We start from the raw sequence: 23,157 nt of genomic DNA, 5'->3' as shown, positions 1-23,157 counted from the left end.
TCCCGTTTTGGAGATACTACAAAGGAATGCTGCTGCGAAGGAGGGAGATTTCCTTGATCCGTATGGGCTATGCCTGCATCAGTGTAAAGACGAAAAACAATCCAAACAAAAAAACGACAGTTGCCCAAGTAAATAAATTAGATCCCCAAGCTCGGTTAAAAAAGCTGCGGCAAGTTATGCAGGCAAACTTTTTCAATTTAATGGATTTGCTTGCTTATAATGTAGAAAATCAAATCTTTGTGTATCGACTTCCTTCTGAATTTGTTCCACTGGCTACTCATCCAGTAGCAGCTGAATGGAATTGGGCAAAAGAATTCGCATGGGACTTCCAAAAGGCTGGGAATTATATCCGCAATCATGGCATTCGTATGACAGCTCATCCCGGACATTACAGCATATTGAACAGTGACAAGCCTTCTGTGCTGGAATCGACGATTGCCGATTTTTCCTACCATGCAAAAGTGTTTGATTTACTGGGGCTCGACGATAATTCCGTCTTGGTGACGCACGTGGGAGGAGTATACGAAGACAAGGCCTCTTCTCTCGATCGTTTTGCATCCAACTTCGAGCTCCTTCCTGAAAACGTCAAACGTCGTTTAGTCGTGGAAAACGACGACATGTCTTTTACCATGCGTGAGGTATTGGAGCTGTGCGAACGGATCGGTGTGCCGATGGTACTCGATATTCACCATCACAACTGCCATTCTGATGGCGAAGATTGGACGGAATACCTTCCACGCATTATTCAAACCTGGAAAGAACGTACACCGAAGATGCACATGTCCTCGCCTAAGTCAGCAAAAGACTTTCGCGCTCATGCAGACGATATTGACCCAGACGCGTTCCTTACATTTGTCAGTGCGCTAGCGGATTACAATGTGGACATCATATTGGAATGCAAAAACAAAGATGATGCCTTACTTACTTTAAGGCGCGAGTTAAAGAAAAAAGGGGTCGCTGTTGAAGCATTTACGAATTGAGTATGGAAAAGGACGCCGCTTAATTAGCTGGCGTCCTTCCTTATGCGCTTCAAAATGAACATCCGCAGCCACGCCCTCGTCTATGACCCCGTCTATGTCCACAATTGCATCCGGCCGAGGAGCTACTGCCACCCGAAGATGAAGATGATGAGCCCCGACCAAAGGAACTGCTACCGTCATTCCATAATTGGCAACGGTCATGATAATGATGCATTCTCCGTTCATGGTGCTTGTAATGTCTCCGGTACTCCATATATTTGCGGCGATTTTCACCATGCTCCTCGCATTTGTGGCGGAAGTACTGCATCCGGTCCATATGGAACTGGAATTTGAACAGGTACAGCTCCAGATCCCTTCCTATGTTCTCATTCGGTCGCGCATTCGGTCGCGCATTCGGCCTGACATTTGGTCTAATATTTGGCCTAATATTTGGCCTAATATTCGGTCTGATATTCGGTCTGATATTCGGTCTTAGATTTGGCATCATGTTTGGACTTTCATTCGGCCGCACATTTGGTCTTACATTCGGCCTTACATTTGGTCCTACATTTGGCCTCATATTTGGACTTTCGTTTGGCCGTACGTTCGGTCTGACATTTGGTCTCATGTTTGGACTCTCATTTGGTCGCACGTTTGGTCTAACATTGGGTCTGACATTTGGCCTCATGTTTGGGCTCTCATTTGGCCTTACATTCGGTGAAGAGTTAGGCATAGGGTTTGCGGGCATCCGGTTCGGTGGCATTGGCATTGGATTCGACGGTTTGAGGTTTGGTGGCATGGGATTCGCTGGCATCCGATTTGGTGGCATTACGTTTGGCACGTTAGGGTTAGCTAGATTAGGAGCAGGCATGATCGGTTTTTGCGGCATTGGGCGAGCAGGAATAGAATGATTCGGATTCATCGGACTTTCCGACTTGGGCTTTTCAGGAGAAGGCTTCATAGGTGACGGCATCGATGGAGACGGCAATGGCATCGCTGAAGAAGGCGGTTTCGGCATTTCTTTAGGACGCCTTGGGATTGCGGTAGGCATAGGCGGCATCTTACGTCGCTTTTCCACGGAATTCTACACGTCCTTTCGGATGAAATAACACAGTACATGGTATGACATTTATCCAACTCAAGAGACGACTCTCGCCCAGTTTGAAAAAATGGACTAAGCCCGTTTTTTGCTCTCTAGGGAAGTCGCCGTGACAAGATCATCTTGACTGCACGTGGGCATTTGATACAATGATAACAATAGCTAAAATAATCAGACAGTTGCACATGAACGAAAGTGAGGAAGAACGTATGCCGCTACGAATGCAGGCTTACACGTTTTCATCCAATCACATATATGCTCTCGAGCGAGGGGTTAGGATATGATGTCCTAACCCCTCGCTCTTTTCGTTCTCTGCTCTGCTAAAGGAGGAAATTACAGATGAATCAGCAAGTAAACGTTGTAAAAGTAGATGGGGATCAATTCCGTATCGAAGATGTTGTTTCCATTGCAAGAAGCGCCACCCACGTCCAATTGACCGAAGAAGCATTGCATCGTGTTCGTGCTTCACGTGCCATGGTGGAGCGAATGGTATCGCAGCAGGAAGTCGTATACGGAATCACCACTGGCTTCGGAAAATTCTCCGATGTCATGATCCACGACGAGGACGTAAGCAAGCTACAAGAAAATTTGATTATGAGTCATGCTTGCGGGATGGGCGACCCTTATGCCGTTGAAGTTGTCCGTGCGATGATGGCTTTGCGCATCAATGCGTTGGCAAAGGGTTATTCGGGTATTCGAGAAGAAACATTGCTTCAGCTTGTAGAACTATGCAATCGAGGGGTTCATCCAATTATTCCTCAACAAGGCTCCCTTGGTGCAAGCGGCGACCTAGCCCCTCTCGCTCATATGGTATTGGTCATGCTCGGCAAAGGTGAAGCGCTCGTCAATGGCAAGCGGCTATCCGGCAAAGAAGCACTGAGTGAAGTGGGTCTTTCCCCTATTCGACTGGAGGCAAAAGAAGGTCTGGCTCTGATTAACGGTACACAAGCGATGACTGCACAGCTTTGCCTCGCCTTGTATGATTCGCGAGTTCTGCTTGAAAGCGCTGAATTGATTGCCGCGATGACGATTGAAGCGCTGCGTGGAATTCCAAAAGCATTTGATCCCCAGCTCCATCTCGTCCGCCCGCATCCAGGACAGCTGGAATCAGCGAAGCGCTTGCTCCAGCACTTATCCGGCAGCAAACGTACAACTGCGCAGGGTGAGTTACGCGTCCAAGATCCATACAGCCTTCGTTGCCTCCCGCAAGTGCACGGTGCAACTCGTGATACGCTGGAGTATGTATGGACTACCGTTACACGCGAATGCAATAGCGTCACCGATAACCCTATTCTTTTCACAGAGACAGGCGACGTTATCTCCGGCGGGAATTTCCATGGTCAGCCAATGGCATTCGCAGCTGATTTTCTTGCCATTGCCATAGCTGAGCTAGCAAATATTTCCGAAAGACGCACAGAACGTCTCGTCAACCCACAGCTAAGTGGTCTACCCGGATTCTTAACCGAAAATGGCGGACTCCATTCTGGATTTATGATTACGCAATATGTAGCCGCTTCCATTGTTTCTGAAAACAAAGTGCTCTGCCATCCCGCGTCAGTCGATTCGATTCCGTCATCTGCCAATCAGGAGGACCATGTCAGCATGGGAACAACTTCTGCTCGCAAGCTTCGCACAATCGTATCGAATGTCACCAAGGTGCTTGCCGTTGAATATTTGGCAGCAGCACAAGCTATCGATTTTGGCTCGGGAGATCTCGGGACAGGTACAGCACGAGCCTATGAGCAGTTGCGCCGGGTGATTCCCCGCCTGCATGAAGACCGCGAAATGCATCCTGATCTCGTAAAGTCAGAAGAGCTGATCCAGCAAGGGACACTCGCGTTTGTGATGGAATAATCGTTCGTGTATAGGAACCATTGTCTTTCTCTGTTAGAATGGAGCTAAGGATAAGCATTTAGACCAAACCACTTGAAGTATGGAGGGCTGTCTCATGAAAGCAGGCAGAGAACTGGACCATCCTGAGTACCTGTTACTGTTTGATGGGGTTTGTCATCTGTGCCACGGTGCTGTGCAGTTTATTTTGAAACGTGATCCGCATGGACACATTCACTTTGCATCCTTACAGTCAGAGAGAGCACAGGAAATTTTGTCTCATTACAAGTATCAAGAAAAAGACATGTCATCCGTGGTTTTTATCGCCAACGGACAGCTATATACAAAATCGGATGCGATCTTGCATGTTGGTCGCAAGCTTCAAGGTGGATGGCCTCTGTTGTCAAACGTAGCTCGGCTCATCCCTAGACCTGTCCGCAATCCGATCTATGATTGGGTCGCGAGAAATCGCTATCGGTGGATGGGCAAAGCTGAACAATGCATGCTTCCTACCCCGCAGATCAGATCCCGCTTTTTGGATTAAAAGAAAAAGGAGAAGCCGTTGTCCTACCACGGCTCCTCCTTTTTTATTCGCTGTGACCAATCATTCGTTCTTGAATGACAATCCCTTTTCCTTCAATGCAGTCCGAAGTTTCGGCATAGATGCTGGCCCCATCCCATGATATTTCAGGATCTCTTTTTCGCTGTAGGTTGCGAGCTGTTCCAAGGAAGTGATCCCATTGTGCTCCAATGCCCTTCTTGCTGGTGCGGAGAGCAGAGAAAGAAATCCCGTGTCCGGTTTGCGTTCTTGCTCACAAATTGGACAAGTTGGACAATCACTGCTTTTCATGTATGGATGACCATTCGCACAAGTTCTTACCGTTTTTTTGGAAGTTGTCATGGCACGTATCCTTTTTATTTCGACGTGGCTTGTGGATGCTCATCGCTCACATAGTCAGCCGCTTTGGCATTTGCCTCTACTTGCGCTGGGCTCTTGCTGCCTGGGATCACAGTCGTAACAGCCGGATGCTTGAGGCACCACGCCAATGCCCACTGCGCCATATCCATACCTTCTGGGACTTCATTCTTCTTGATTTCTTCTACTTGGAGCAGCAGCTTGTTAACATGCTCCTGATCGTGTCGGTGTCGCACATCGTTTCCACCGAATACAGAACCCGGCTTATACTTTCCGCTCAAATAACCACTCGCCAACGGAACGCGAGCCAGCACACCCAGGTCTTGCTGCTGGCAAGAAGCAAAAACACCTTCTTCCGGCTTTTGATCCAGACGATTGTACACCACTTGGATTGCCTTTGCATTCACCGAAGTAGCGGCGGATGTTTGATGCATGTTGTCATTTTTCGCAATCGAGAGGCCAAGATGACGGATCGTTCCTGCCTTCACCTGTTTGTCGAGGTAGGTCCACAAATCATCATTGTCAAAAGCCTCGTCAGGTCCCGAGTGGAATTGGTACAAGTCAATATAGTCCGTCTGCAAGGCTTGCAGCGATTTTTCCAATTGTTGCTGAACTTCAGCTGCTCCGTAATGATTGGTTCGAGAAAATTTGTCATGAAAATGATGCCCGAATTTCGTCGCCACGATCCAGTCTTCCCGGCGGTTTTTTTTCAAATATCCTCCGATAAGCTGTTCGGACAGATGATCTCCGTAGCATTCCGCTGTATCAATCAAATTGATGCCGAGATCTTTTGCCTTGTCGAGAATCTGGTCAACAGCTTCTTGCGAGAAATCCATTCCCCACTCCCCGCCAAATTGCCAGGTACCTACACCGATTACGGATACGTTCAGGTCGGTTTTTCCTAATCTGCGGTACTTCATTGCCCGATTCCTCCTCATCATGGATAAACGAGAATCCCCTGAACGAATGTTCGCTCAGGGTGTAGACTAAAAAAATTATATGCTTTTCTCGATGTTCAATTGGCTCACAAAATCTTGTAGATTCCCTTTTCGTTCCTTGCGCATTTTCTTGCGCTCTTCCGCAGTTGCCATCAATCTCTCTTCTTCCTCTGTTTCAGGGGCAATAGCTGGCACATCAGTCGGATTCCCTTCCTCATCTAGGGCAACAAAGGTGAGAAAAGATGTCGCGGTCAAAATGCGCTTACCGGTCTGGAGATTTTCCGAGATGACTTTAACGAAAATCTCCATAGACGTTCTGCCTGTTGACGAAACAAAAGCTTCCAAGCAGATGGAATGTCCCATTTTGACGGGAGCAAGAAAATCAATCGAGTCAATCGATGCTGTCACAACAGGGCGACGCGAATGTCGCATCGCAGCGATTGCAGCTACCTCATCTATATAAGCCATCATCGTACCACCAAAAATAGTACCATGGTAATTCGTATCAGATGGCTGAACCAGTGATGCCTGAATTGTACGAGATTCTTGAGTTGTCTTGACGTTCATCGCTGTTGCTCCTTTATCAATCTACTTGATGCATACATCATCATATCACAAGGCATTCAACGTTCCAATTGATAGCTGCTCGCAAGCATGCCTTCTATTCTCTCTGCATCATCTTGCAAAATGTAACGTAACAAAGGGAGATTCCACTCATAGGCTGGGCGATAGCCGTCTAAAGCAAACAGCTTGTCGTCTATATGAGTAGCAAGCTTTCGACGGGCAGGACTGGCACAGTAAAACTGCTCCAAATAATCCGTACCCCATCTGGAAAAGGAGGACGTTTCTTTGGTAACCGCCGTTAGCAGGATCCCTTCCTCTGTTTCAATCAAATCGATTGGATACAGTTGACAGCTAAATGGCTTAAGAGGCTCAACTTCACGACCAGACTGCTCGGCATAAGCATGAATCGCACAGCCGTAACGCCCATTGTTTTCTTGATAAAAAAGACAATTGCCATGCCGCATGCGAATGGTTCCTGGAGGTTCATTGCGATCCCAAACCCCATGAAGAAGCCAATGATTGCGTTCAGACTCATCCTGGAGTCCAGCAGAGATAGAGGGGATTTCCCCCTCCATGATTGGAACCTGCCATTCTTCTACAGCGTAAGGTTGTCCTCCCTCACAACACGTCTCACGATGAACCGTCCTGCAATTCCAACAGTCCAGATGAAACAAAGCTTGGAGGGCTGTTACATCAATCAAATATTGTCCCGCTCTCACCAAGGAATGCTTGTTTTTCTTTATATATTTTTCGCAGTGGTACGCCTCTTTATCAGACATGGGATCGGGCGTACCTACATAACGAAAAGCTCGCTTCGTTTTCATTTTTGCAAAACAATCTCCGCTTCTGTTCCAAAAATACGCAAATGGCCTTCCTCATAGCTAGCCAAATCTACTTCATCACCCGGAATTTCCATCAGGATTTCCATTTCTTCGCCCTCTACTGTCGTAAACACCAGCTGGAGATCTTTTTCTTCAAATTCATTGTCAGTCAGCTTGGTTTCGAGGAGCTGAGCTTGAAATTGTGTTACCTCTTCCTCTTCTTCGCTATCGGTATCCCATTGGGTAAAAGTCACGGAAACCTTTTGATTTTTATATTCCGCCAACAGTTGAATCAATTGCTCATGTTGTTGAATGTCCATCTTGTAATCCCTCCGAAATGGTTCATACTGCCCATCATAACAAAGTAGCTTTTAAAAAGCCAAAAAGAAATACCGCTTCGCTGTGGGAAGCGGCTACTTCTATTCTGCCTGTTAGCTTACTTTGCTAATGGTCTGGGCTAATGCAAAATCTTTGCCGGTTAAACCTTTTGCCTCGCGGGTGGCTAACGTAAACGTGACCGTTCCCCCTGCCAGATGAATTTCCACGTGCTGATTGTCATGCTCAAGCATCTCTGCCACACGATTGACGAAACTGATCGCAGTGGAAAAGTCACGACAGTGGTACGTGCGTGATAGTGCCATTCGGTCTTCTACCAGTTTCCAGCCAGGTACCTTGCTCAGATACAATTTGACCTGTTCCAAAGACAGCTTGCTCATTTTCGCAATGCCCCCTTTACCCGATGAATGGTTGTTACACCATCATATTCACGAGACGTACAGGTTATCCGCTCCCTATTGCTTCACGGCATAAAAAATCATACGAGGTGATTCATGCGCCACATATTCGTCAAATCGATAATTTCCAAATACTTGGATTTTTTCGAATCCCGCCTCTGTCAGCATCGCAATCATTTGCTGGGCAGAAAACAAGCGAACCTGCTCCATATACTCACGCGGTTCATTCGAAGACTCGTCGGAAATCAGTATCCGCTTTTTCACAAATCCATCCTGAATCCAGCGTTCTTCTTTAATCAACATTCCACTGACTTCCTTCGTAGAGTGCGGCACGAGATTGTCCATGACGTACGCTGCATTTAAGAAATCGATGACCACTTCACCTTTTGTTTTGAGTGCTTGTGCCATGTTACGAATAACGTTAGCATTTTCTTCATCTGTGGAGAAATAACCAAAGCTGGTAAACAAATTCACCACGATATCGAATTCTTCGTGAAACGGAATGTCGCGCATGTCACAGCGGGCAAAACTTAGCTGTGGATAGGTGTTTTGTTCCTCAGCCAACTGTAAGAGAACAGGCGACAAATCCACACCAACTACTTCATAGCCCCGGCGAGCCAGCGCACGCGAATGACGCCCGCTCCCGCAGCAAAGATCAAGTACGCGTCCTGTGTCCTTTACCGGCAATCTTTCCAACAGATTAGCGATCTCTCCATCTGCTGCCGAATCGTCCCTATGACGATACACAAGCACATAATCTTCGCGAAAGCTGCGTTCAAACCATTCTTCTGCCATGTCTGAGCCCCTTTAATTCCAAGATGTTCTTATTATACCACAGCGGGGTTTATCCGTTGCCCATTTGCATGTGGCAAAGTGTAGGAAAGCTTTGTTGAAAAATATAGAAATCACTTTACATACATACTGTATGTATGTTAAATTAACCTCATTCAATCGTGAGGGAGAGATCCGTAATGAAAGTGAACAGCTTTTATCCTGTCATCTTGACAAAACAAGTTGAGGCAAGCGCGAAGTTTTATCGAGAGCACTTTGGATTTGAAATTGTTTTCGAAGCAGACTGGTATGTGAGCCTGCAAAATCAGAGCAGCACTCCCGCATTTGAGCTAGCCATCTTAGATCCTTCTCACAACACAATTCCACAAGGATTCCGAAAGCCAGTAGATGGTGGTCTTATCCTTAATTTCGAAGTCGATGATGTTGACGCTGAATACGAGAGACTTATTGTGAAAGCAGGTCTTCCTCTCCATCTCGACATTAGAGACGAGGAGTTCGGTCAGCGGCATTTTATTACATCCGATCCGAACGGCATTTTACTCGATATTATAAAAGTAATTCCGCCTTCTGAAGCATTTGCTGAAAGTTATGTTGACCCTGTATAATCTGGCATGAAATAAGTAAGGAGATCGTATCGCATGAAGATGTCCAAAGCAGAGCAAAAACAACAAACGATGCAAAAACTGATCGAAGTAGCAAGAGAGATGTTCTCCAGGCAAGGCTACGCGGATGCCGCCATGGAAGACATCGTAAAGCAAGCCGGGGTGACCCGTGGCGCACTGTACCATAACTTTGGGAGCAAAGAAGGATTATTTGAGGCAGTACTGGCTTCTGTCCAACAAGAAATCGGAGAGCGCGTAGAAGCTGAAGCTGCGAAAAGTGAGGATCCTTGGCAACAATTGATCTTGGGTTGCTTGGCCTTTGTCTCCTCGGCCGTCGAACATCGCAACAAGCGGATTTTGCTTATCGATGGCCCTTCTGTCATCGGGTGGGAAACGTGGCGCCGGATGGACGAGGAAAACTCCATGAGGCATCTCAGGGAGCAGCTTCAAACGATGCAGGAGCAAGGATACCTTCGTCCCGTTTCCATCGATGCTCTGACGCATTTGCTGTCTGGTGCGATGAACGAAGCCGTGCTCTGGATTTCGGAGACGTCTGATCATGAAAAGTCCCTTGAGGAAATTTCAGCAGCAATGACCCTTCTCTTGGAAGGATATCGCACCAAATAAAAGCAAAAGACCCCTGCTTCCGCCTCTTACCGGCAAAATGCAGGGGTGCTCTCTTATTATAAAGGTTTTTTTATGATGAAAAGCGGGTAGCTCGTCCAAGCCGAATTTTTTCGGCAGCCCGAGCAATAATGCTCTCTACCGAAGATGGGTCATCCACAACATCGTATTCGTTGATATTAACCCGCAAAATCGGACAGGAAGTAAAGGAAGCAATCCAGCTATCATAGCGGCCAAACAAATCCTGCCAGTAATCCACCGGAGTTTGTTGCTCCATCGGACGCCCGCGCTCTTTTACGCGGTCAATAATATCATCGAAGCTTCCCTCTAAATAGATCAAAATATCCGGATGTGGGAAGTAAGGCGTCATGACCATTGCTTCAAAAAGTTCTGTATAAGTGCGGTAATCTTCTTCTGTCATGTTGCCTTGCTCGTACAGCATACGGGCAAAAATCCCGGTATCCTCATAGATGGAGCGATCTTGGACAAAACCGCCGCCATAATCAAACATCCGTTTTTGTTCCTTAAAGCGTTCTGCCAAAAAGAAAATTTGCAAATGGAAACCCCAACGCGATAAATCGTTATAGTAACGGCCCAAATACGGGTTATTGTCAACCTTCTCTACAGATACACGAAATCCTAGCTGATCTGCCAAGGCATGTGTAAAGGTGGATTTTCCTACCCCTACTGTCCCCCCGATCGTAATCACTGCGTTGTTCGGTATCCCGTATTTTTCACGAAGCGTGCTGTTTTGAAACCTCGACATGTACGCAACTCCTTATCCCCATGCTTACTTTTCCTTTGTTCCCTAACCTTCTTGTGCCATCAACGCTTGAACCCGTGGGGCAATTCGATCCAGTACATACTTCAAATCTTCTGGTCTATGTACGAAATCCAAATCGTCACAATCGAATTTGATGACAGGCGTATCCGGATGATGCTTTTCAAACGCTTCCATAAACTCGTTATAATCAGCAATCAGGTTCTCCATATAGGTGACATCCATGCTGCGCTCCATTTCGCGATCGCGCATCGCAATTCGCTTCATCACGGTCTCAATCGAAGCTGTCATGTAGATCACCAAATGGGCCTGAGGCAAATCCTCTGTTAGGATATCATAAATTTTGAGGTACTTTGGCAGGTTATCTCCTTGTAATGTCCGTTTGGCAAAAATCGTATTTTTGAAAATATTGTAATCAGAAACAACGGAAATACCCTGATTCAGGAACTGAGAATGAATATCCTGCAACTGCTTGTAACGGTTGCAGAGGAAAAACATCTCGAGTTGAAAGCTCCATTCGGCAATATTTTCATAAAATTTACCCAGGAACGGATTTTCGTTGACGATCTCTTCCAGTAGCTGCAAGTTGCATGCGCGGCTTAGTTCCCGCGATAAAGAGGTTTTCCCAATACCAATAGGTCCCTCAACGGTAATCAATATGGACTTCATGTATGCTTCGATTCCTTTCAAGAAAATGAGAGCACTCCATATTCTAGCACGTATGTAAGCGTTTGTCGAAAATATTCGTATCGTGTCGTTTGGTATCATTTGGTACTCATTTTTCTAAAAGAAAAACTGCTCTTCATCAAGAGCAGTCTGGTTCTTACGTAAAATATTCAACGCGTGCCTGCGGAAACAGTCGGGCAATTTCACTTTCCAAATGGGCCTGCAACGCCTTTGCTTGGAGGTCGGGATAGACATACTTCCCTTTGCCGTATTTCCCCCATTTGTACTTGCGCTCTTCTTCCTTCATCGCAAGCTTCGTTTTCGGATAGCGCTGGAGGATCAAGCTTTTAGCGATCTTGGTAAAACGGTGTTGGATCAGCTCGAACGTCAAATCCTCCATCGCTTCGGGAACCAACTGCGAACGCAGCCTTTCCAGCAAATCGGTATACCCCGCTTCCCATCCGTCAAACCAATATAAAGGCGCTAAAATAAAGCCGAGCGGATAACCGGCCTTGGCTACCTTTCCAGCGGCCTCCAGTCGCTGATGAAAGCTCGAGGTGCCTGGCTCAAAATTTTTGATGACATAGTCGGCATTCATGCTGAAGCGAAATCGGGTATGCTTGTTGTGCTTGGCATCCAGCAAGGAATCCACGTGATGAAACTTGGTCACGAACCGCAACCGCCCAAACTCCTGTTGGCCCATAAACTCAATCGCTCGTTTCAGATTGCCCGTAATATGCTCAATGCTAACCGGATCGGATGTACAGGCTGCCTCAAAACGAGTGATCTCACCCGGGCGTTCTTGGATATACTTCTCGGCTTGAGCAAGAATCTCATCTGTATTGACATACACACGTACATACGGTTTTGTCCCAATATTTGTGTTCAAATAGCAATAGTGACAGTGGGCAGCACATCCCGTTGCCAGTGGAATGGCATATTCTGCGGAAGGCTTGGAGGTCTCGAACTTCAATGTTTTGCGTACACCAATGACCAACGTCCGCTTCGCATTTCGATATTTCTCCACTTCTGTATCTCCAGGGATGCCGCGGACCTGATTATGGCTGGTCGTCATCTGCATCGGAATCCCTTCCGCTTGAAAACGACGATACAGCTCTTGACCGAGTGGATAATTCAGTGCATTTGGCTCGACGAAAATATAATCCGGAACAAACAGCTTGCTGCCTTTCTGCTCCGTCTTTTCAGGTCTTTCCAAAAGGGTCGTTCCCATAGCCATCATCCCCCCTTCACCTAGTATGCCCGTGCTATTTGACTGGACATAAGGAGAAGTATGGCTGTACCTTATTTCAGGGTGTTCTTAAAATCATGTAGTAGCGCCTTTGCTTGCTCCTGTTGAGCTAGCGGTACTTGCAGTGTATAGACATGTCCTGCTTTTTTGGTCTGTCTGGACAAAAGCCTGACTCTAATTCCTTTCATTTCTAAATAACGCCGACATTCCTGAGCAATCCGCGGGAGGCCATACGATTCATGAATCGTAACCCATTTGATCCACATGCACCTGCACCCCATCCTTACACACTTCTTTCTTTTACAGTAAGCAGTGGACAGGCGATTGGTTCAAAAAAAACAGCTTGGCTGACAATTTATGAAAACCGTTTTGGCACCTGCACCGTCTAATGCTAGAGGAGGGGGAAAAAGTGAATCTGGAACAGCTCGTTTCGCGTGCAAAAGATGGGGATGATGATGCCTTTTTTCAACTCGTCATCCTTCATAAAGAACAATTGTATAAAGTCGCCTACGCCTTTCTTCGTAACGAGACAGATGCACTGGAAGCCATTCAGGAAGCGACGTGCCGTTCCTATCTCAAGCTCGCACGGTTGAAACAGCCTGCGTATTTTCGTACATGGCTGACTCGCATCCTTATTCATATTTGTCTGGATGAGCAAAAGCGCCGAAAACGGATCATCTTGGATCCCATGGAGGATGACATCGAAAGTCGTGAAAGTATTCCTTTAGACGACCAAAATGTCGAGCGTATTCAAATCGAAGAGGCTCTCGCTCGTCTCAGTCCGAATTATCGCCACATCATTATTTTGAAATATTTTGAAGATCGGACGATACGCGATATTGCAGAGGTACTCGGTCATCCGGAAGGCACCATCAAGACAAGGCTGCACAAGGCTCTAGGAGCACTTCGAAAAGATCTCGGAAAAGGCTGGTGAGTTCCATGCGTGAAAATGAAAAAAAGAATGCGAGTCCATTCATGGTTCCCGCTGAAATTGATCAATACATTCGAAGAGGAATGGAACAAGCAAAAGAATTGCGTCAAAATCGGAGCCGCAATCGGTGGATACGAATTAGTTCTAGTCTGGTTGCTTGTTTATTCATTTTCGTGTTTATTTTTACCGTTCGCCTTTCACCCGCTGTTGCCGCTTATGTCAGCTCGATTCCTGGAATGGAGAAGATTGTGGAGTTTCTTCGGGATGATAAAGGCTTACAATTGGCCGCGGAACACAACCTCGTTCAAAATATTGGCGCCAGTGCTTCAGTAGAAGATGTGACGTTTACCATCGATCAAGTTTTGGCCGACGAAAAACGGATGGTCCTCTTCTATACACTAAAGCATCCTTTTATCGATAAAAAAGTAACCTTGCACGAGATCGAGTTTTTAGACCAAACAGGAAAGGAATGGGAGTATGGTGTTTCTTGGTCAAGCATGGGCAGCGAAGACCCTGTAATCCGAAACCGCATTGATATTATCATCAACGAAGCAACCGTAATACCGGATACAATGACAGCAAAAGTCACGCTGGAAATCGATCATATCAAACAAGAGACTCCTCTATCGATTGACTTTGCGGTCGACAAAAGCAAGTACAAGACTCTTGAGAAAAAAGTGTATCCGGTGATGAAGGAAGTAACAGTTGACGGACAACGGTTTACGATTGAACAAATTGCAGTATTTCCTACACAGACAGAAGTAAGTATCCGATTTGACCCAGCCAATAAAAAACATATCTTTGACTTCGATAAGCTAAGACTTGAGGATGAAAAAGGACAGACGTTCGCTTTTTGGGGGAATGGCGTTCCTGTTCGTGACAACGGCGAAAACGGAAGGATATACCATCTGGAGAGCATTTATTTTGTGGAACCCGAAAAGCTCTACCTGAAAACAGATGGCATCCGTGCTTTGGACAAAGATCAATTGCAAATCGTGATTGATGCGAAGACAAAAACACTCACAAAAGTCCCGAATGATCGCCTGAAACTAACAGCGCTGCGTCAAGTCGATGATGTCGTGGGTATGGACTTGTCTTTGAAGGTGCCGCCCCAAGATAATCACTCTCATATCTCTCTTGGGTATAACATGACGGACGACCTAGGAAATGAATATGATTATGTGCAAGGGAGCTCTTCATCTGCAACGAAAGATGAATCCATTCAAAACTATTCCATACTATTCAAGCGAAAAACAAACAAAGGTACGCCTACTTCCTATTCCTTTCCTCTGTCCAGCTATCCTGAACGACTTCAAGGTACTTTCTCTATTGAAGTCAAATAAAAAGTGCCCCATCAGCGGTTGCTTGTACTGCATCGCTGTGGGGCATTCTTAATTTGATAACCTTAGTCTACGACCGCCCAGTGATTGGTCGGCCCATGCCCGCCACCCAATTGCGGAGCTGTCTTAATTGCTTCGAAAATAAAGCGATTTGCTTTTTCAACCGCAGTGATGAGCGGTGTATTTTTTGCTAACTCTGCTGTAAGAGCCGCTGAGAAAGTACAACCTGTGCCGTGTGTATGGCGTGTATGGATACGCTCATGGGACAATTCATGGAATGCCGTTCCGTCGAACAAAATGTCCACGACAACGTCCCCTTGCATATGTCCACCCTTCATTAGAACATTGCGGGCGCCTAACGCATGTATTGCTTTTGCCCCTTCGCGCATCTCGTCTGTCGTCTCGATTCTCATGCCAGTCAAGCATTCTGCTTCCGGCAAGTTAGGTGTGACGACTTCTGCTAGAGGCAACAACTCTGTTTTCAATGCAACGATTGCCTCATCCAGCAGTAGTTTTGACCCTCCCTTGGCAATCATCACCGGGTCTACTACCAGCTTTTTCAGACCAAATGCTTTGACCTCTTCCGCAACAGCACGAATGATCTCAGCGTTAAATAGCATTCCCGTTTTCGCCGCATCAGCGCCTAGATCACGTAGCACCTCATGCATTTGCTGGGCAACTGCCTCTGTCGGCAACGGATAAACGCCTGCTACGCCCAATGTATTTTGTGCAGTGATTGCTGTGATCGCACTCATTCCGTACACACCGAGTTGATGAAAGGTTTTCAGATCTGCCTGAATCCCAGCTCCCCCACCGCTATCTGAACCCGCTATCGTCAATGCTTTCGCAATCGTGCTCATGATATTCCCTCCTGCTTTCCACCTTTTCTCACCTGAGTATACCATCCGCTCGTCCCATTCGGTATACTAAAGGAATGTTTGCCAGCAGTCATGCAAGGAGGCATCTGCATGTCCTATCGGATCTTTTATTGGTTGACCTTTTTGATTCCAACCATCATCATCGGGGGTTTTGAATTCATCCGTCACGACTTTCTGCTGCCCTATATGTCTATGGAAGCCGGGAATGTGTACATTACCCTCTTGACGCTCTTTCTCTCTTTTTTATTCGCTACCTGGATGTTTCACACGCTTAAACAAATGAATGCACGAATTGTCGAGGAACAAGCTCGTCGCGCTGTTTATGAAGAACGTGAACGCCTTGCCCGCGAATTACACGACGGGATTGCGCAGTCTCTGTTCTTCCTCAACGTAAAGCTGAAGCAGGGACACTTGGACGATGCACGGGTCGCTGTTTCTGCCATCGACAATCATGTGCGCCAAGCCATTTTTAACTTGCGCTCATTGCCAGAAGAAGGCAATCTGGATCAACGCCTTGAGAAATGGCTGGCGCAATGGAGCGCTTTATCTGGAATCGACGTTGTCAGCGAATTGCATGTCAAAGATGGCTTTTTTACTCCCACCTCAGAAGTACAACTGTTCGGGATTATCCAAGAAGCTTTTGCCAATATTCGCAAGCATTCTCAGGCCAAGCATTCGTGGATTCACCTCACGACGGATGAAACAACTGGCTGGGTTCTCGCCGTTGAGGACGATGGCATTGGGATTTCCAATCCTTCTCCCGATACGAAAAAATACGGTTTGTCCATGATGCGCGAGCGAGCACGCCAGTTGAACGCATCCATTGACATTCAATTACGACCGGCAGGCGGTACGATCATCCGCTTATCTTCTCATTCAGGAGGAAAAACCCTATGAACGCTTACCGTGTATTGATCGCCGACGACCACCCGATGGCTCGTATGGCCATTCGCAGCCTGCTTGATCCCGATCCCTCTTTTGAAGTCATCGGAGAAGCGCAGAATGGCGAGGAAGCTTTTCTCTTATGCGGACAAATACAACCGGACCTTGTGCTCATGGACATCAACATGCCGAAATGGAGCGGACTCGAAGCGACCCGCGAGGTCAAAAAAGCATACCCGCACATCAAGGTTGTCATTCTCAGCGTCTCCGATGACGTTGCTGACCTGATCACGGCCATACAGTTCGGCGCCCAAGGGTACTTGCTGAAAAATTTAGAGCCGGACGACTGGATTAACTACTTGCATGCCTTGCTCGGCGAGGACAGTGAATTGACTCGCGAAATGGCAACCCGGCTCATGTACCGCTTCCGTCAAGAAGAGGCTACAGATGAAATGGTACCAGATGTTCTGACCCCGCGAGAGCGAGAGATTGTCATGTATGTGGGAGCCGGAAAAACGAATCGGGAAATAAGTGAAGCGCTGATCATCGCAGAAAACACTGTGAAAAACCACCTAAAAAACATTCTTGAAAAGCTGCAATTGGCTAATCGCGTCCAGCTCGCTGCTTATGCGGTTCGCCATCATTTGGTCATCAAATAAAAAACATTGCTTTCTGCTCGATCAACTGTCATCCTTAATAAGATACGTTTTCCACAGACATAAGAAATGCAGGTGATCCGCATGATCGAAATCAAAACCTCCAAACTAAGCAATGGAGAATTAAATAGAGGCGTATTTGCAACGCAAGATATCCAAAAAGGCGTACTGATTCATGAAGCGCCCGTGCTGCCCTATTTGAACGAAGAGCATGAGCATATCGAGAAAACATTACTCGCGGATTATGCATTTGAGTACGGTGCCAATCACACAGCCTTCTTGTTAGGGTATGGCATGCTATTTAATCACTCCTACACGCCAAATGCCACGTATGAGATTAACTTCGACAACCACACGTTTGACTTTTATGCGTATACGGACATTCAAGCGGGGGAAGAAATCTTAATCAATTACAATGGTGATGAGGATTGTGATGATCCTCTGTGGTTTTATGAAGACCAACAGAAAGAAACAGATGACACCAAGTAAGAATATGCTTTCATAAGAATGAAAACCCGGAAACAGACACTTGAAAAAGTGCCCGTCCTCCGGGTTATTTTGTGCAACTCTATCCCTCCCCAGCTATTTGGGCGGGCTTTCGCTTTCAGATGGATAAATCGTTTTCTCGTAAAAAGACAGCCTCAGACCGGGCATCACTTCTTTTTGATCCGTCAAGGTAAATCCATGTCTTTCATACAATCGAACAGCCGGTTCATTCAAGGAACCAGTCGCAACGACGATCTTGCTGTAGCCATGCTCGTGGACAGAGGTAAGCAATTGACTCGCGATTCCCTTGCGAAAATGAACAGGATCTACAATCATTCGATGAATATCCAACGTTTCTCCCTCGATCAAAAAAGAAACCGCCCCTGCCAGCTCGCCTTCCTCTATGTATCCATAAAACGTTTCTCCACACGTCCTAAGTTGTTCTACTGATTCTCGCAGGGGTGGAATATCTTCCGTTCCAATTAACTCCGCCTCTACACGATACGCTCTTTGCTGCAAGTTCCAAAGTTTTTGTACCGTTTGTTCATCCTGTAAATCTAGTCGCACGATCATTTCGTTTCCCCCGCAATTAACTGTCTGGTGCTGCTTCAAAGCTATAGTACACATAAGGATCTTTCGGTGCGGAAACGGCTTCTACCTGAGATGCTTTGAGAACAAGCATGTCGTATCCGTCTACCTGACGCAGCTCGAGCTTTCCGCGAACTTTTACCCAGCTATCTTTTGCCCATTTATTCGCGTCCTCCTTTTCCACCAGAACGCCATAAACACTGGAATCTGCTGTACAGCAGGTGACGGAAAAACGCGCTACGACAAACTGCTGCTTCGTAAAATCAGGCTGCCGATAAACAAATCCCATCGTCTCAAGCTCTTTCCCAGCAAATTCTTTTGCATATAGCTCCATCGTTGTGAGTCCGTCTAGGAACACTTTGTCATTCAGTTCAATCACTGGCTGTTTATGTAAAAAGACGGCGATATCCGCGTAAAAGTCACCAAATCCCCCGTTCGAGAATCGCTGCCGCAATTGTTCGTCGTTTGTCGCTTGTACCGGGGGTGTTGCTACTTGATTGGTAGCCTCTGGCTGTGATTCTACTTTTGGCTCGGCATCTTCCTTTACCTCTGCTGTCTGCTTCACATTCTCTGTTGCACTCGCATTCGCGTTCGCCGTAACATCCGCCAGCTTTCGTACATCATTGCTGAGAAGCGTGATTCCCCGCTTCTCCGCTACATCACTGCCAAGAATTTTATCCGGCATGACAAATCCCATCACAATGGGGAGCACAAACAAGCCATAAACCAAAAGGGAGCCGACGGACGTACGCGGAACTTTGTGCTGCTCCTCACAATCGCAATCGTAAACACTACTTCCTACAAAAATTTGCCGTATGCTGACAATTGTCAACAGGGCCAGGATGACGAGCGTGACATAGCTGAACATGTGTAATCGCGGTGCGAGATAGTGGCTGAGCGTTTCCGACATGATCAAATAGGCCAACAACGCTGTAATGCCCGCCAATATCAAACTGCGCATGACATGATGACGCTTCAATTTGTTCTGATCCATATTTTCCTCCTTACATCGGTATAAGCATGGTGACGCAAATTACCAAAAGCGTAATAACTACGACCAGCTTGACAACAAAACCAAAGCGAAACGTTCCAAATAGCATCAACGTCGTTTTTAAATCGAGCATGGGACCAAAAACAAGAAATGCAAGCAACGAGCTGCTTGAGAACGTATTGGCAAAGGAAGCAGCGATAAACGCATCTGCCTCTGAACAAAGCGAAAACAAATACGCCATCCCCATCATGACCAAATTAGAGGTGAGCGGTGTTTGACCGATGTCCATAAGCGTATCCCGGCTGATGTACACCTGTAGAAGCGCGCTGATAAACGCACCAAACAACAAATATTTCCCCATATCAAAAAATTCGTCCACCGCGTGGGCAAATGTCGAGGAAAGCTTTCCACCCGTCGCTTTTACATGGTCTGCTTCATGACTGATTTGCGATTCCATGCCGAGCCGTATCGGATTTTTTTTGACAAATAGGAAGACAAGCATGCCCACAATGAGGGCAACAGCAAATCCCGCAATGCCCCGGTAGAGAGCCATTTCCGGCTGACGGGCGAATGCGACATAGGTCGATGACAAAACAATAGGATTCACAATCGGTCCCGCCAATAAGAAAACAATCCCGACTGACAGCGGCATCCCTTTTTGGATCAAGCGACGAACCACAGGGATAATGGCACATTCACATACGGGGAACAAAAACCCCAGTAGCCCGGCAAACGGCAGGGCCACGAGAGGATGCTTCGGTGTCCAGCGCCTCACCTGCTCTTCTGTCACAAACGTCTGGATAAACGCAGAAAAGAATACACCCAAGAGAACAAACGGAATTGCTTCCAACCAAATACTAAGGAAAAAGGTTTTCACGTCAAGCCACAAAGGGGACCACTCTATGCTCCAACCGGAAAACAAACTGCTGTCTCTGCCCATTGTTAACCAAACGACACTTAGTCCAAGCAGGAGCGCCCCGATTATTTCAAACAGGAATTGGCGAATCTTCAGAATCAATTGGGAGTTCTCTCCTTTCCATTTGCAAATAGGTATCATTCCTATTTATATAAAGGCATCTATATTTCCTTCTTGTCCTTTTAATTTTTTTGCAAGATGAACAGGTTGTACAGCCTTCCCTTCCCCCTGCATCCGTCTTATAATGGTGAAAAATGGAACGGTTCGGGGTGAATGAAGTGAGCGAAGACATTCAGCGCATTCCCACTGATCTAGAGGTTTGTGAAGTACAGACGATCGATGAAGAAAAAGTAAACAGGCTTCGGCCCAGAATGATGGAGACGGAAGGTGTCGCCCCTCTCTTCAAGGCTCTCGCAGACGATACGCGTGCAAAAATCATTTACGCGCTGGCACTTGAAGGAGAGCTATGCGTTTGTGATGTCGCAGCAACCATCAATAGCTCGATCCCCAATACCTCTCACCATCTGCGTTTGCTAAAAAATATGGGTCTCGCCCGCTACCGCAAAAACGGCAAGCTCGTCTATTACTCGCTCGATGATGATCATGTCCGTCATTTAATCATGTGTGGTATTGAGCATGCTGCCGAATTGAAGCAATCAAAACCGTAAATCCACTGGCTACATACAGGTCCGTCACTATGAGTGGCGGCCTTTTTTTGCTGATGTTCAAAAAAACATTCAAACAATTACTTGAATATAATAATGAATATGGTATGATTTAGTTAATCCTTACCGAAAGAAGGCCCTAATCATGAACGACTATGACGTCATCGTAATTGGCGGAGGGCAGGCAGGACTTGCTCTCGGATATGCACTCAAGCGTAAAAATCGCCGTTTTGTCATCTTGGAGCAAAACAAACAGATCGGTTATAGTTGGCGGCAGCGGTACGATTCACTCGTGCTTTTTACGCCACGCAAATATAATCATCTACCTGGTCTCGCTTTCCCAGGAAAGCCGCATTCCCTCCCAAACAAAGACGATGCAGCAGACTATCTGGAAATGTACGCGAAACATTTCGAATTGCCAATCATGCTGGGAACAACCGTTTTGGAACTAAGCCATGCCGGATCTAGATTTCAGGTTCGGACACCAGACAGCTTGCTCTTCGCGAACCAAGTAGTAATTGCTACGGGTCCCTTTCATACACCCTATATCCCGGCTATCGCAAACAGCTTGGACCCGACCATTCGTCAATGGCACACCGCACAGTACAAAAATAAAAACCAGCTCATTGACGGTCCTGTCCTCGTCGTGGGAAGTGGCAACTCTGGCGCACAAATTGCAGTAGAGCTTGCAGCTCATCGACCCGTTGTTTTTTCTCAAGGAGAATCACGTTCTTACTTGCCGCTCTTCATTTTTGGAAAACCTATATTTGATTACATGAAGGCATTCGGGTTACTCGATGTCCCCCTCTCCACCTGGCTTGGACAAAAATTGAGTCAATCACCTGATCCGATATTCGGTTACAAAAAGCAGGTCCAAGAACTGTCCAGAACCGGAGCATTGCGATTGGTTTCCCGAGCAGTACAGGTGAACGGAAATACCGCTACTTTTGCAGATGGAACACAAGCAACGGTCAACAACATCTTGTGGGCTACCGGTTTTCGACCGAACTACGATTGGCTAAACGTTCCCAATGTGCTCGATTCCCATGGCCGACCGATTCATCATCGAGGAATAACAAAAGTTCCTGGTCTATCCTTTCTCGGGCTGCCCTGGCAGCATACGCGAGGATCAGCGCTAATGGGCGGTGTAGGAAATGACGCCCTTTATTTAGCAGAGCATCTATAAATCATTCGTTTTATAAGGAGGACACAATCATGGGATTTCATCATCACGATCATGGAGATGGTCACGATCACCATCACCATGGAAAAGGAGCCAGTAAACGAGCTCTTCTCATTTCTTTCCTGATCATTGCTGTATTTTTGGTAGTAGAAACCATCGGGGGCTTCCTCACCAATAGTTTGGCGTTGCTCTCTGATGCTGGGCATATGTTAAGCGATGCATTAGCGCTTCTGTTGAGCTTAATCGCTGTTCATTTCGCTGCACGACCACCTTCTGCCAAGAGAACCTTCGGGCTGAAACGCTTTGAAATCTTAGCTGCACTGACCAATGGTGTAACACTCGTGCTGATTTCCTTGTTCATTTTCTGGGAAGGGTTCCAACGCATGTGGAATCCGCCTGAGGTTGCCAGCGGCTCCATGATCATCATCGCCACAGTTGGACTTTTGGCAAATATTGCTGCAGCCATTGTACTCATGCGTGGCGATACCAAGAACAACGTGAATGTACGTAGTGCATATCTCCATGTTCTTGGTGATCTACTCGGTTCTGTCGGTGCAATCATTGGTGGTATCCTGATGTGGGCTTTTGGCTGGTACATTGCCGACCCGATCATCAGTATCGTCGTGGCTGTCCTGATCATGCTGAGCGCATGGCGCGTAACGAAAGAATCCGTCAATATTTTGCTGGAAGGCGCTCCTTCACGGCTGGATACGACAAAAGTAGAAGAACGACTCAGTCAGCTACCTGGAGTTATCAAAGTGCATGACCTCCATATTTGGACGGTTACTTCCGGATTCGATTCCCTGACATGCCATCTGGTTGTTGAGGACGACTTACCTAGCTACCCTGTGTTAAATGATGCACTGGCCCTTTTGGAAAAAGAATTCGGCATTACACACGCTACCATCCAGGTTGAAAACTCGTCTACTACACACGGTGGCTTACATTGCCAGGCAACAGCCGATTCCCACGATCATGACCATGACCATGATCACAACCACGACCATGCGCATGATCATCAACAACATAGCCATTCCTAACAAAAAAACCATCTCCCGACATTTTC

30 protein-coding genes are annotated in these 23,157 nt (G+C 46.7%); 14 read left to right on the top strand and 16 right to left on the bottom strand.

Annotation, left to right across the window (positions count from 1 at the left end; translation table 11 throughout):
- Window positions 1-53 precede the first annotated feature (53 nt).
- The gene (gene uvsE, locus PMI05_RS17285; protein ID WP_007724269.1) at window positions 54-980 is read left to right on the top strand and encodes a UV DNA damage repair endonuclease UvsE; all 927 of its coding nucleotides are present in this window, start codon (window positions 54-56) and stop codon (window positions 978-980) included.
- Here uvsE and PMI05_RS17280 read toward each other — a convergent pair.
- Window positions 939-1,256, bottom strand: a complete 318-nt coding sequence (locus PMI05_RS17280; RefSeq protein WP_039960951.1) for a hypothetical protein — start codon at window positions 1,254-1,256, stop codon at window positions 939-941. The two genes, uvsE and PMI05_RS17280, sit on opposite strands and share 42 nt — an antisense overlap.
- 209 nt (window positions 1,257-1,465) lie before the next feature.
- On the opposite strand from PMI05_RS17280, the gene PMI05_RS17275 reads away from it, so the two are divergent.
- From PMI05_RS17275 to PMI05_RS17265, 3 genes are all read left to right on the top strand, one after another.
- Window positions 1,466-1,870 carry a hypothetical protein gene (locus tag PMI05_RS17275; RefSeq protein WP_238543317.1) on the top strand — a complete coding sequence of 135 codons (405 nt, stop codon included), beginning with the start codon at window positions 1,466-1,468 and terminating at the stop codon, window positions 1,868-1,870.
- 527 nt (window positions 1,871-2,397) lie between these two features.
- On the top strand, window positions 2,398-3,912 hold the full coding sequence (gene hutH, locus PMI05_RS17270; protein WP_007724259.1) for a histidine ammonia-lyase: 1,515 nt from the start codon (window positions 2,398-2,400) through the stop codon (window positions 3,910-3,912).
- Between the two features lie 79 nt (window positions 3,913-3,991).
- Complete coding sequence (locus tag PMI05_RS17265; protein WP_039960950.1) at window positions 3,992-4,432, top strand: thiol-disulfide oxidoreductase DCC family protein; 441 nt, start codon at window positions 3,992-3,994, stop codon at window positions 4,430-4,432.
- A gap of 60 nt (window positions 4,433-4,492) precedes the next feature.
- Here PMI05_RS17265 and PMI05_RS17260 read toward each other — a convergent pair whose 3' ends face one another.
- The 7 genes from PMI05_RS17260 to PMI05_RS17230 form a co-directional block, all read right to left on the bottom strand.
- Entirely contained in the window at window positions 4,493-4,789 is a 297-nt protein-coding gene (locus PMI05_RS17260; protein ID WP_007724256.1) for an RNA polymerase alpha subunit C-terminal domain-containing protein, read from the bottom strand.
- Window positions 4,790-4,803: 14 nt separating this feature from the next.
- The gene (locus PMI05_RS17255) at window positions 4,804-5,724 is read right to left on the bottom strand and encodes an aldo/keto reductase (RefSeq protein WP_007724254.1); all 921 of its coding nucleotides are present in this window, start codon (window positions 5,722-5,724) and stop codon (window positions 4,804-4,806) included.
- Between the two features lie 75 nt (window positions 5,725-5,799).
- Window positions 5,800-6,309, bottom strand: coding sequence for an acyl-CoA thioesterase (locus PMI05_RS17250; RefSeq protein WP_007724253.1), 510 nt, complete (start codon window positions 6,307-6,309; stop codon window positions 5,800-5,802).
- 56 nt (window positions 6,310-6,365) lie between these two features.
- Window positions 6,366-7,130: a DUF3109 family protein gene (locus tag PMI05_RS17245; protein ID WP_007724252.1), complete on the bottom strand. Its 765-nt coding sequence runs from the start codon at window positions 7,128-7,130 to the stop codon at window positions 6,366-6,368.
- Entirely contained in the window at window positions 7,127-7,447 is a 321-nt protein-coding gene (locus tag PMI05_RS17240) for a hypothetical protein (protein WP_007724251.1), read from the bottom strand. The genes PMI05_RS17245 and PMI05_RS17240 overlap by 4 nt, the downstream gene beginning before the upstream one ends.
- 111 nt (window positions 7,448-7,558) lie before the next feature.
- On the bottom strand, window positions 7,559-7,843 hold the full coding sequence (locus PMI05_RS17235; RefSeq protein WP_007724250.1) for a 4a-hydroxytetrahydrobiopterin dehydratase: 285 nt from the start codon (window positions 7,841-7,843) through the stop codon (window positions 7,559-7,561).
- 75 nt (window positions 7,844-7,918) lie between these two features.
- Window positions 7,919-8,656, bottom strand: coding sequence for a bifunctional 2-polyprenyl-6-hydroxyphenol methylase/3-demethylubiquinol 3-O-methyltransferase UbiG (locus tag PMI05_RS17230; protein WP_007724248.1), 738 nt, complete (start codon window positions 8,654-8,656; stop codon window positions 7,919-7,921).
- 176 nt (window positions 8,657-8,832) lie between these two features.
- On the opposite strand from PMI05_RS17230, the gene PMI05_RS17225 reads away from it, so the two are divergent.
- On the top strand, window positions 8,833-9,258 hold the full coding sequence (locus PMI05_RS17225; RefSeq protein WP_007724247.1) for a VOC family protein: 426 nt from the start codon (window positions 8,833-8,835) through the stop codon (window positions 9,256-9,258).
- A gap of 33 nt (window positions 9,259-9,291) precedes the next feature.
- On the top strand, window positions 9,292-9,882 hold the full coding sequence (locus PMI05_RS17220; RefSeq protein ID WP_007724246.1) for a TetR/AcrR family transcriptional regulator: 591 nt from the start codon (window positions 9,292-9,294) through the stop codon (window positions 9,880-9,882).
- Window positions 9,883-9,952: 70 nt separating this feature from the next.
- Here the strand turns inward: PMI05_RS17220 and PMI05_RS17215 are convergent, their stop codons facing one another.
- From PMI05_RS17215 to PMI05_RS17200, 4 genes are all read right to left on the bottom strand, one after another.
- Entirely contained in the window at window positions 9,953-10,645 is a 693-nt protein-coding gene (locus PMI05_RS17215; protein ID WP_007724243.1) for a deoxynucleoside kinase, read from the bottom strand.
- A gap of 42 nt (window positions 10,646-10,687) precedes the next feature.
- Entirely contained in the window at window positions 10,688-11,329 is a 642-nt protein-coding gene (locus PMI05_RS17210; protein ID WP_007724239.1) for a deoxynucleoside kinase, read from the bottom strand.
- Between the two features lie 154 nt (window positions 11,330-11,483).
- Window positions 11,484-12,557 (bottom strand): spore photoproduct lyase, encoded by a 1,074-nt coding sequence (splB, locus tag PMI05_RS17205; protein WP_007724231.1) that lies wholly within the window; start codon window positions 12,555-12,557, stop codon window positions 11,484-11,486.
- A gap of 71 nt (window positions 12,558-12,628) precedes the next feature.
- On the bottom strand, window positions 12,629-12,856 hold the full coding sequence (locus PMI05_RS17200) for a hypothetical protein (protein ID WP_039960949.1): 228 nt from the start codon (window positions 12,854-12,856) through the stop codon (window positions 12,629-12,631).
- Between the two features lie 107 nt (window positions 12,857-12,963).
- Here PMI05_RS17200 and PMI05_RS17195 point away from each other — a divergent pair, with 107 nt between their 5' ends.
- Together PMI05_RS17195 and PMI05_RS17190 are read left to right on the top strand one after the other, a co-directional pair.
- Window positions 12,964-13,509, top strand: a complete 546-nt coding sequence (locus PMI05_RS17195; RefSeq protein WP_039960948.1) for a sigma-70 family RNA polymerase sigma factor — start codon at window positions 12,964-12,966, stop codon at window positions 13,507-13,509.
- A gap of 5 nt (window positions 13,510-13,514) precedes the next feature.
- A complete protein-coding gene (locus tag PMI05_RS17190; RefSeq protein WP_007724224.1) occupies window positions 13,515-14,849 on the top strand; it encodes a DUF4179 domain-containing protein in 1,335 nt (444 codons plus the stop codon).
- A gap of 62 nt (window positions 14,850-14,911) precedes the next feature.
- On the opposite strand, the gene thiD is transcribed toward PMI05_RS17190, so the two are convergent.
- Window positions 14,912-15,706 carry a bifunctional hydroxymethylpyrimidine kinase/phosphomethylpyrimidine kinase gene (thiD, locus tag PMI05_RS17185; protein WP_007724222.1) on the bottom strand — a complete coding sequence of 265 codons (795 nt, stop codon included), beginning with the start codon at window positions 15,704-15,706 and terminating at the stop codon, window positions 14,912-14,914.
- 108 nt (window positions 15,707-15,814) lie between these two features.
- Between thiD and PMI05_RS17180 the strand changes: the two genes are divergently transcribed.
- From PMI05_RS17180 to PMI05_RS17170, 3 genes are all read left to right on the top strand, one after another.
- The gene (locus PMI05_RS17180; RefSeq protein ID WP_007724220.1) at window positions 15,815-16,621 is read left to right on the top strand and encodes a sensor histidine kinase; all 807 of its coding nucleotides are present in this window, start codon (window positions 15,815-15,817) and stop codon (window positions 16,619-16,621) included.
- Complete coding sequence (locus PMI05_RS17175) at window positions 16,618-17,265, top strand: response regulator transcription factor (RefSeq protein WP_007724217.1); 648 nt, start codon at window positions 16,618-16,620, stop codon at window positions 17,263-17,265. Before PMI05_RS17180 ends, PMI05_RS17175 begins: the two co-directional genes overlap by 4 nt.
- A gap of 81 nt (window positions 17,266-17,346) precedes the next feature.
- A complete protein-coding gene (locus PMI05_RS17170; RefSeq protein ID WP_007724213.1) occupies window positions 17,347-17,751 on the top strand; it encodes an SET domain-containing protein in 405 nt (134 codons plus the stop codon).
- A gap of 93 nt (window positions 17,752-17,844) precedes the next feature.
- Here PMI05_RS17170 and PMI05_RS17165 read toward each other — a convergent pair whose 3' ends face one another.
- From PMI05_RS17165 to PMI05_RS17155, 3 genes are read right to left on the bottom strand one after another with little or no spacing between them, the layout of a single operon-like run.
- Complete coding sequence (locus PMI05_RS17165; protein ID WP_007724211.1) at window positions 17,845-18,321, bottom strand: GNAT family N-acetyltransferase; 477 nt, start codon at window positions 18,319-18,321, stop codon at window positions 17,845-17,847.
- A 16-nt stretch (window positions 18,322-18,337) separates the two neighbouring features.
- Entirely contained in the window at window positions 18,338-19,330 is a 993-nt protein-coding gene (locus PMI05_RS17160) for a TIGR03943 family protein (RefSeq protein ID WP_007724203.1), read from the bottom strand.
- Window positions 19,331-19,340: 10 nt separating this feature from the next.
- A complete protein-coding gene (locus tag PMI05_RS17155) occupies window positions 19,341-20,345 on the bottom strand; it encodes a permease (RefSeq protein WP_007724202.1) in 1,005 nt (334 codons plus the stop codon).
- A 176-nt stretch (window positions 20,346-20,521) separates the two neighbouring features.
- Between PMI05_RS17155 and PMI05_RS17150 the strand changes: the two genes are divergently transcribed.
- The 3 genes from PMI05_RS17150 to PMI05_RS17140 all read left to right on the top strand — a co-directional run bounded on the left by PMI05_RS17150 (window position 20,522) and on the right by PMI05_RS17140 (window position 23,131).
- Window positions 20,522-20,911: a metalloregulator ArsR/SmtB family transcription factor gene (locus PMI05_RS17150; RefSeq protein WP_047069462.1), complete on the top strand. Its 390-nt coding sequence runs from the start codon at window positions 20,522-20,524 to the stop codon at window positions 20,909-20,911.
- A gap of 142 nt (window positions 20,912-21,053) precedes the next feature.
- Window positions 21,054-22,094, top strand: coding sequence for an NAD(P)/FAD-dependent oxidoreductase (locus PMI05_RS17145; RefSeq protein ID WP_007724200.1), 1,041 nt, complete (start codon window positions 21,054-21,056; stop codon window positions 22,092-22,094).
- Window positions 22,095-22,123: 29 nt separating this feature from the next.
- Window positions 22,124-23,131, top strand: coding sequence for a cation diffusion facilitator family transporter (locus tag PMI05_RS17140; RefSeq protein ID WP_007724193.1), 1,008 nt, complete (start codon window positions 22,124-22,126; stop codon window positions 23,129-23,131).
- Window positions 23,132-23,157: the final 26 nt, after the last annotated feature.

Source organism: Brevibacillus sp. BC25, from assembly GCF_000282075.1.
Taxonomy (GTDB): domain Bacteria; phylum Bacillota; class Bacilli; order Brevibacillales; family Brevibacillaceae; genus Brevibacillus.
This window is presented reverse-complemented; position numbering and strand designations above follow the sequence as displayed.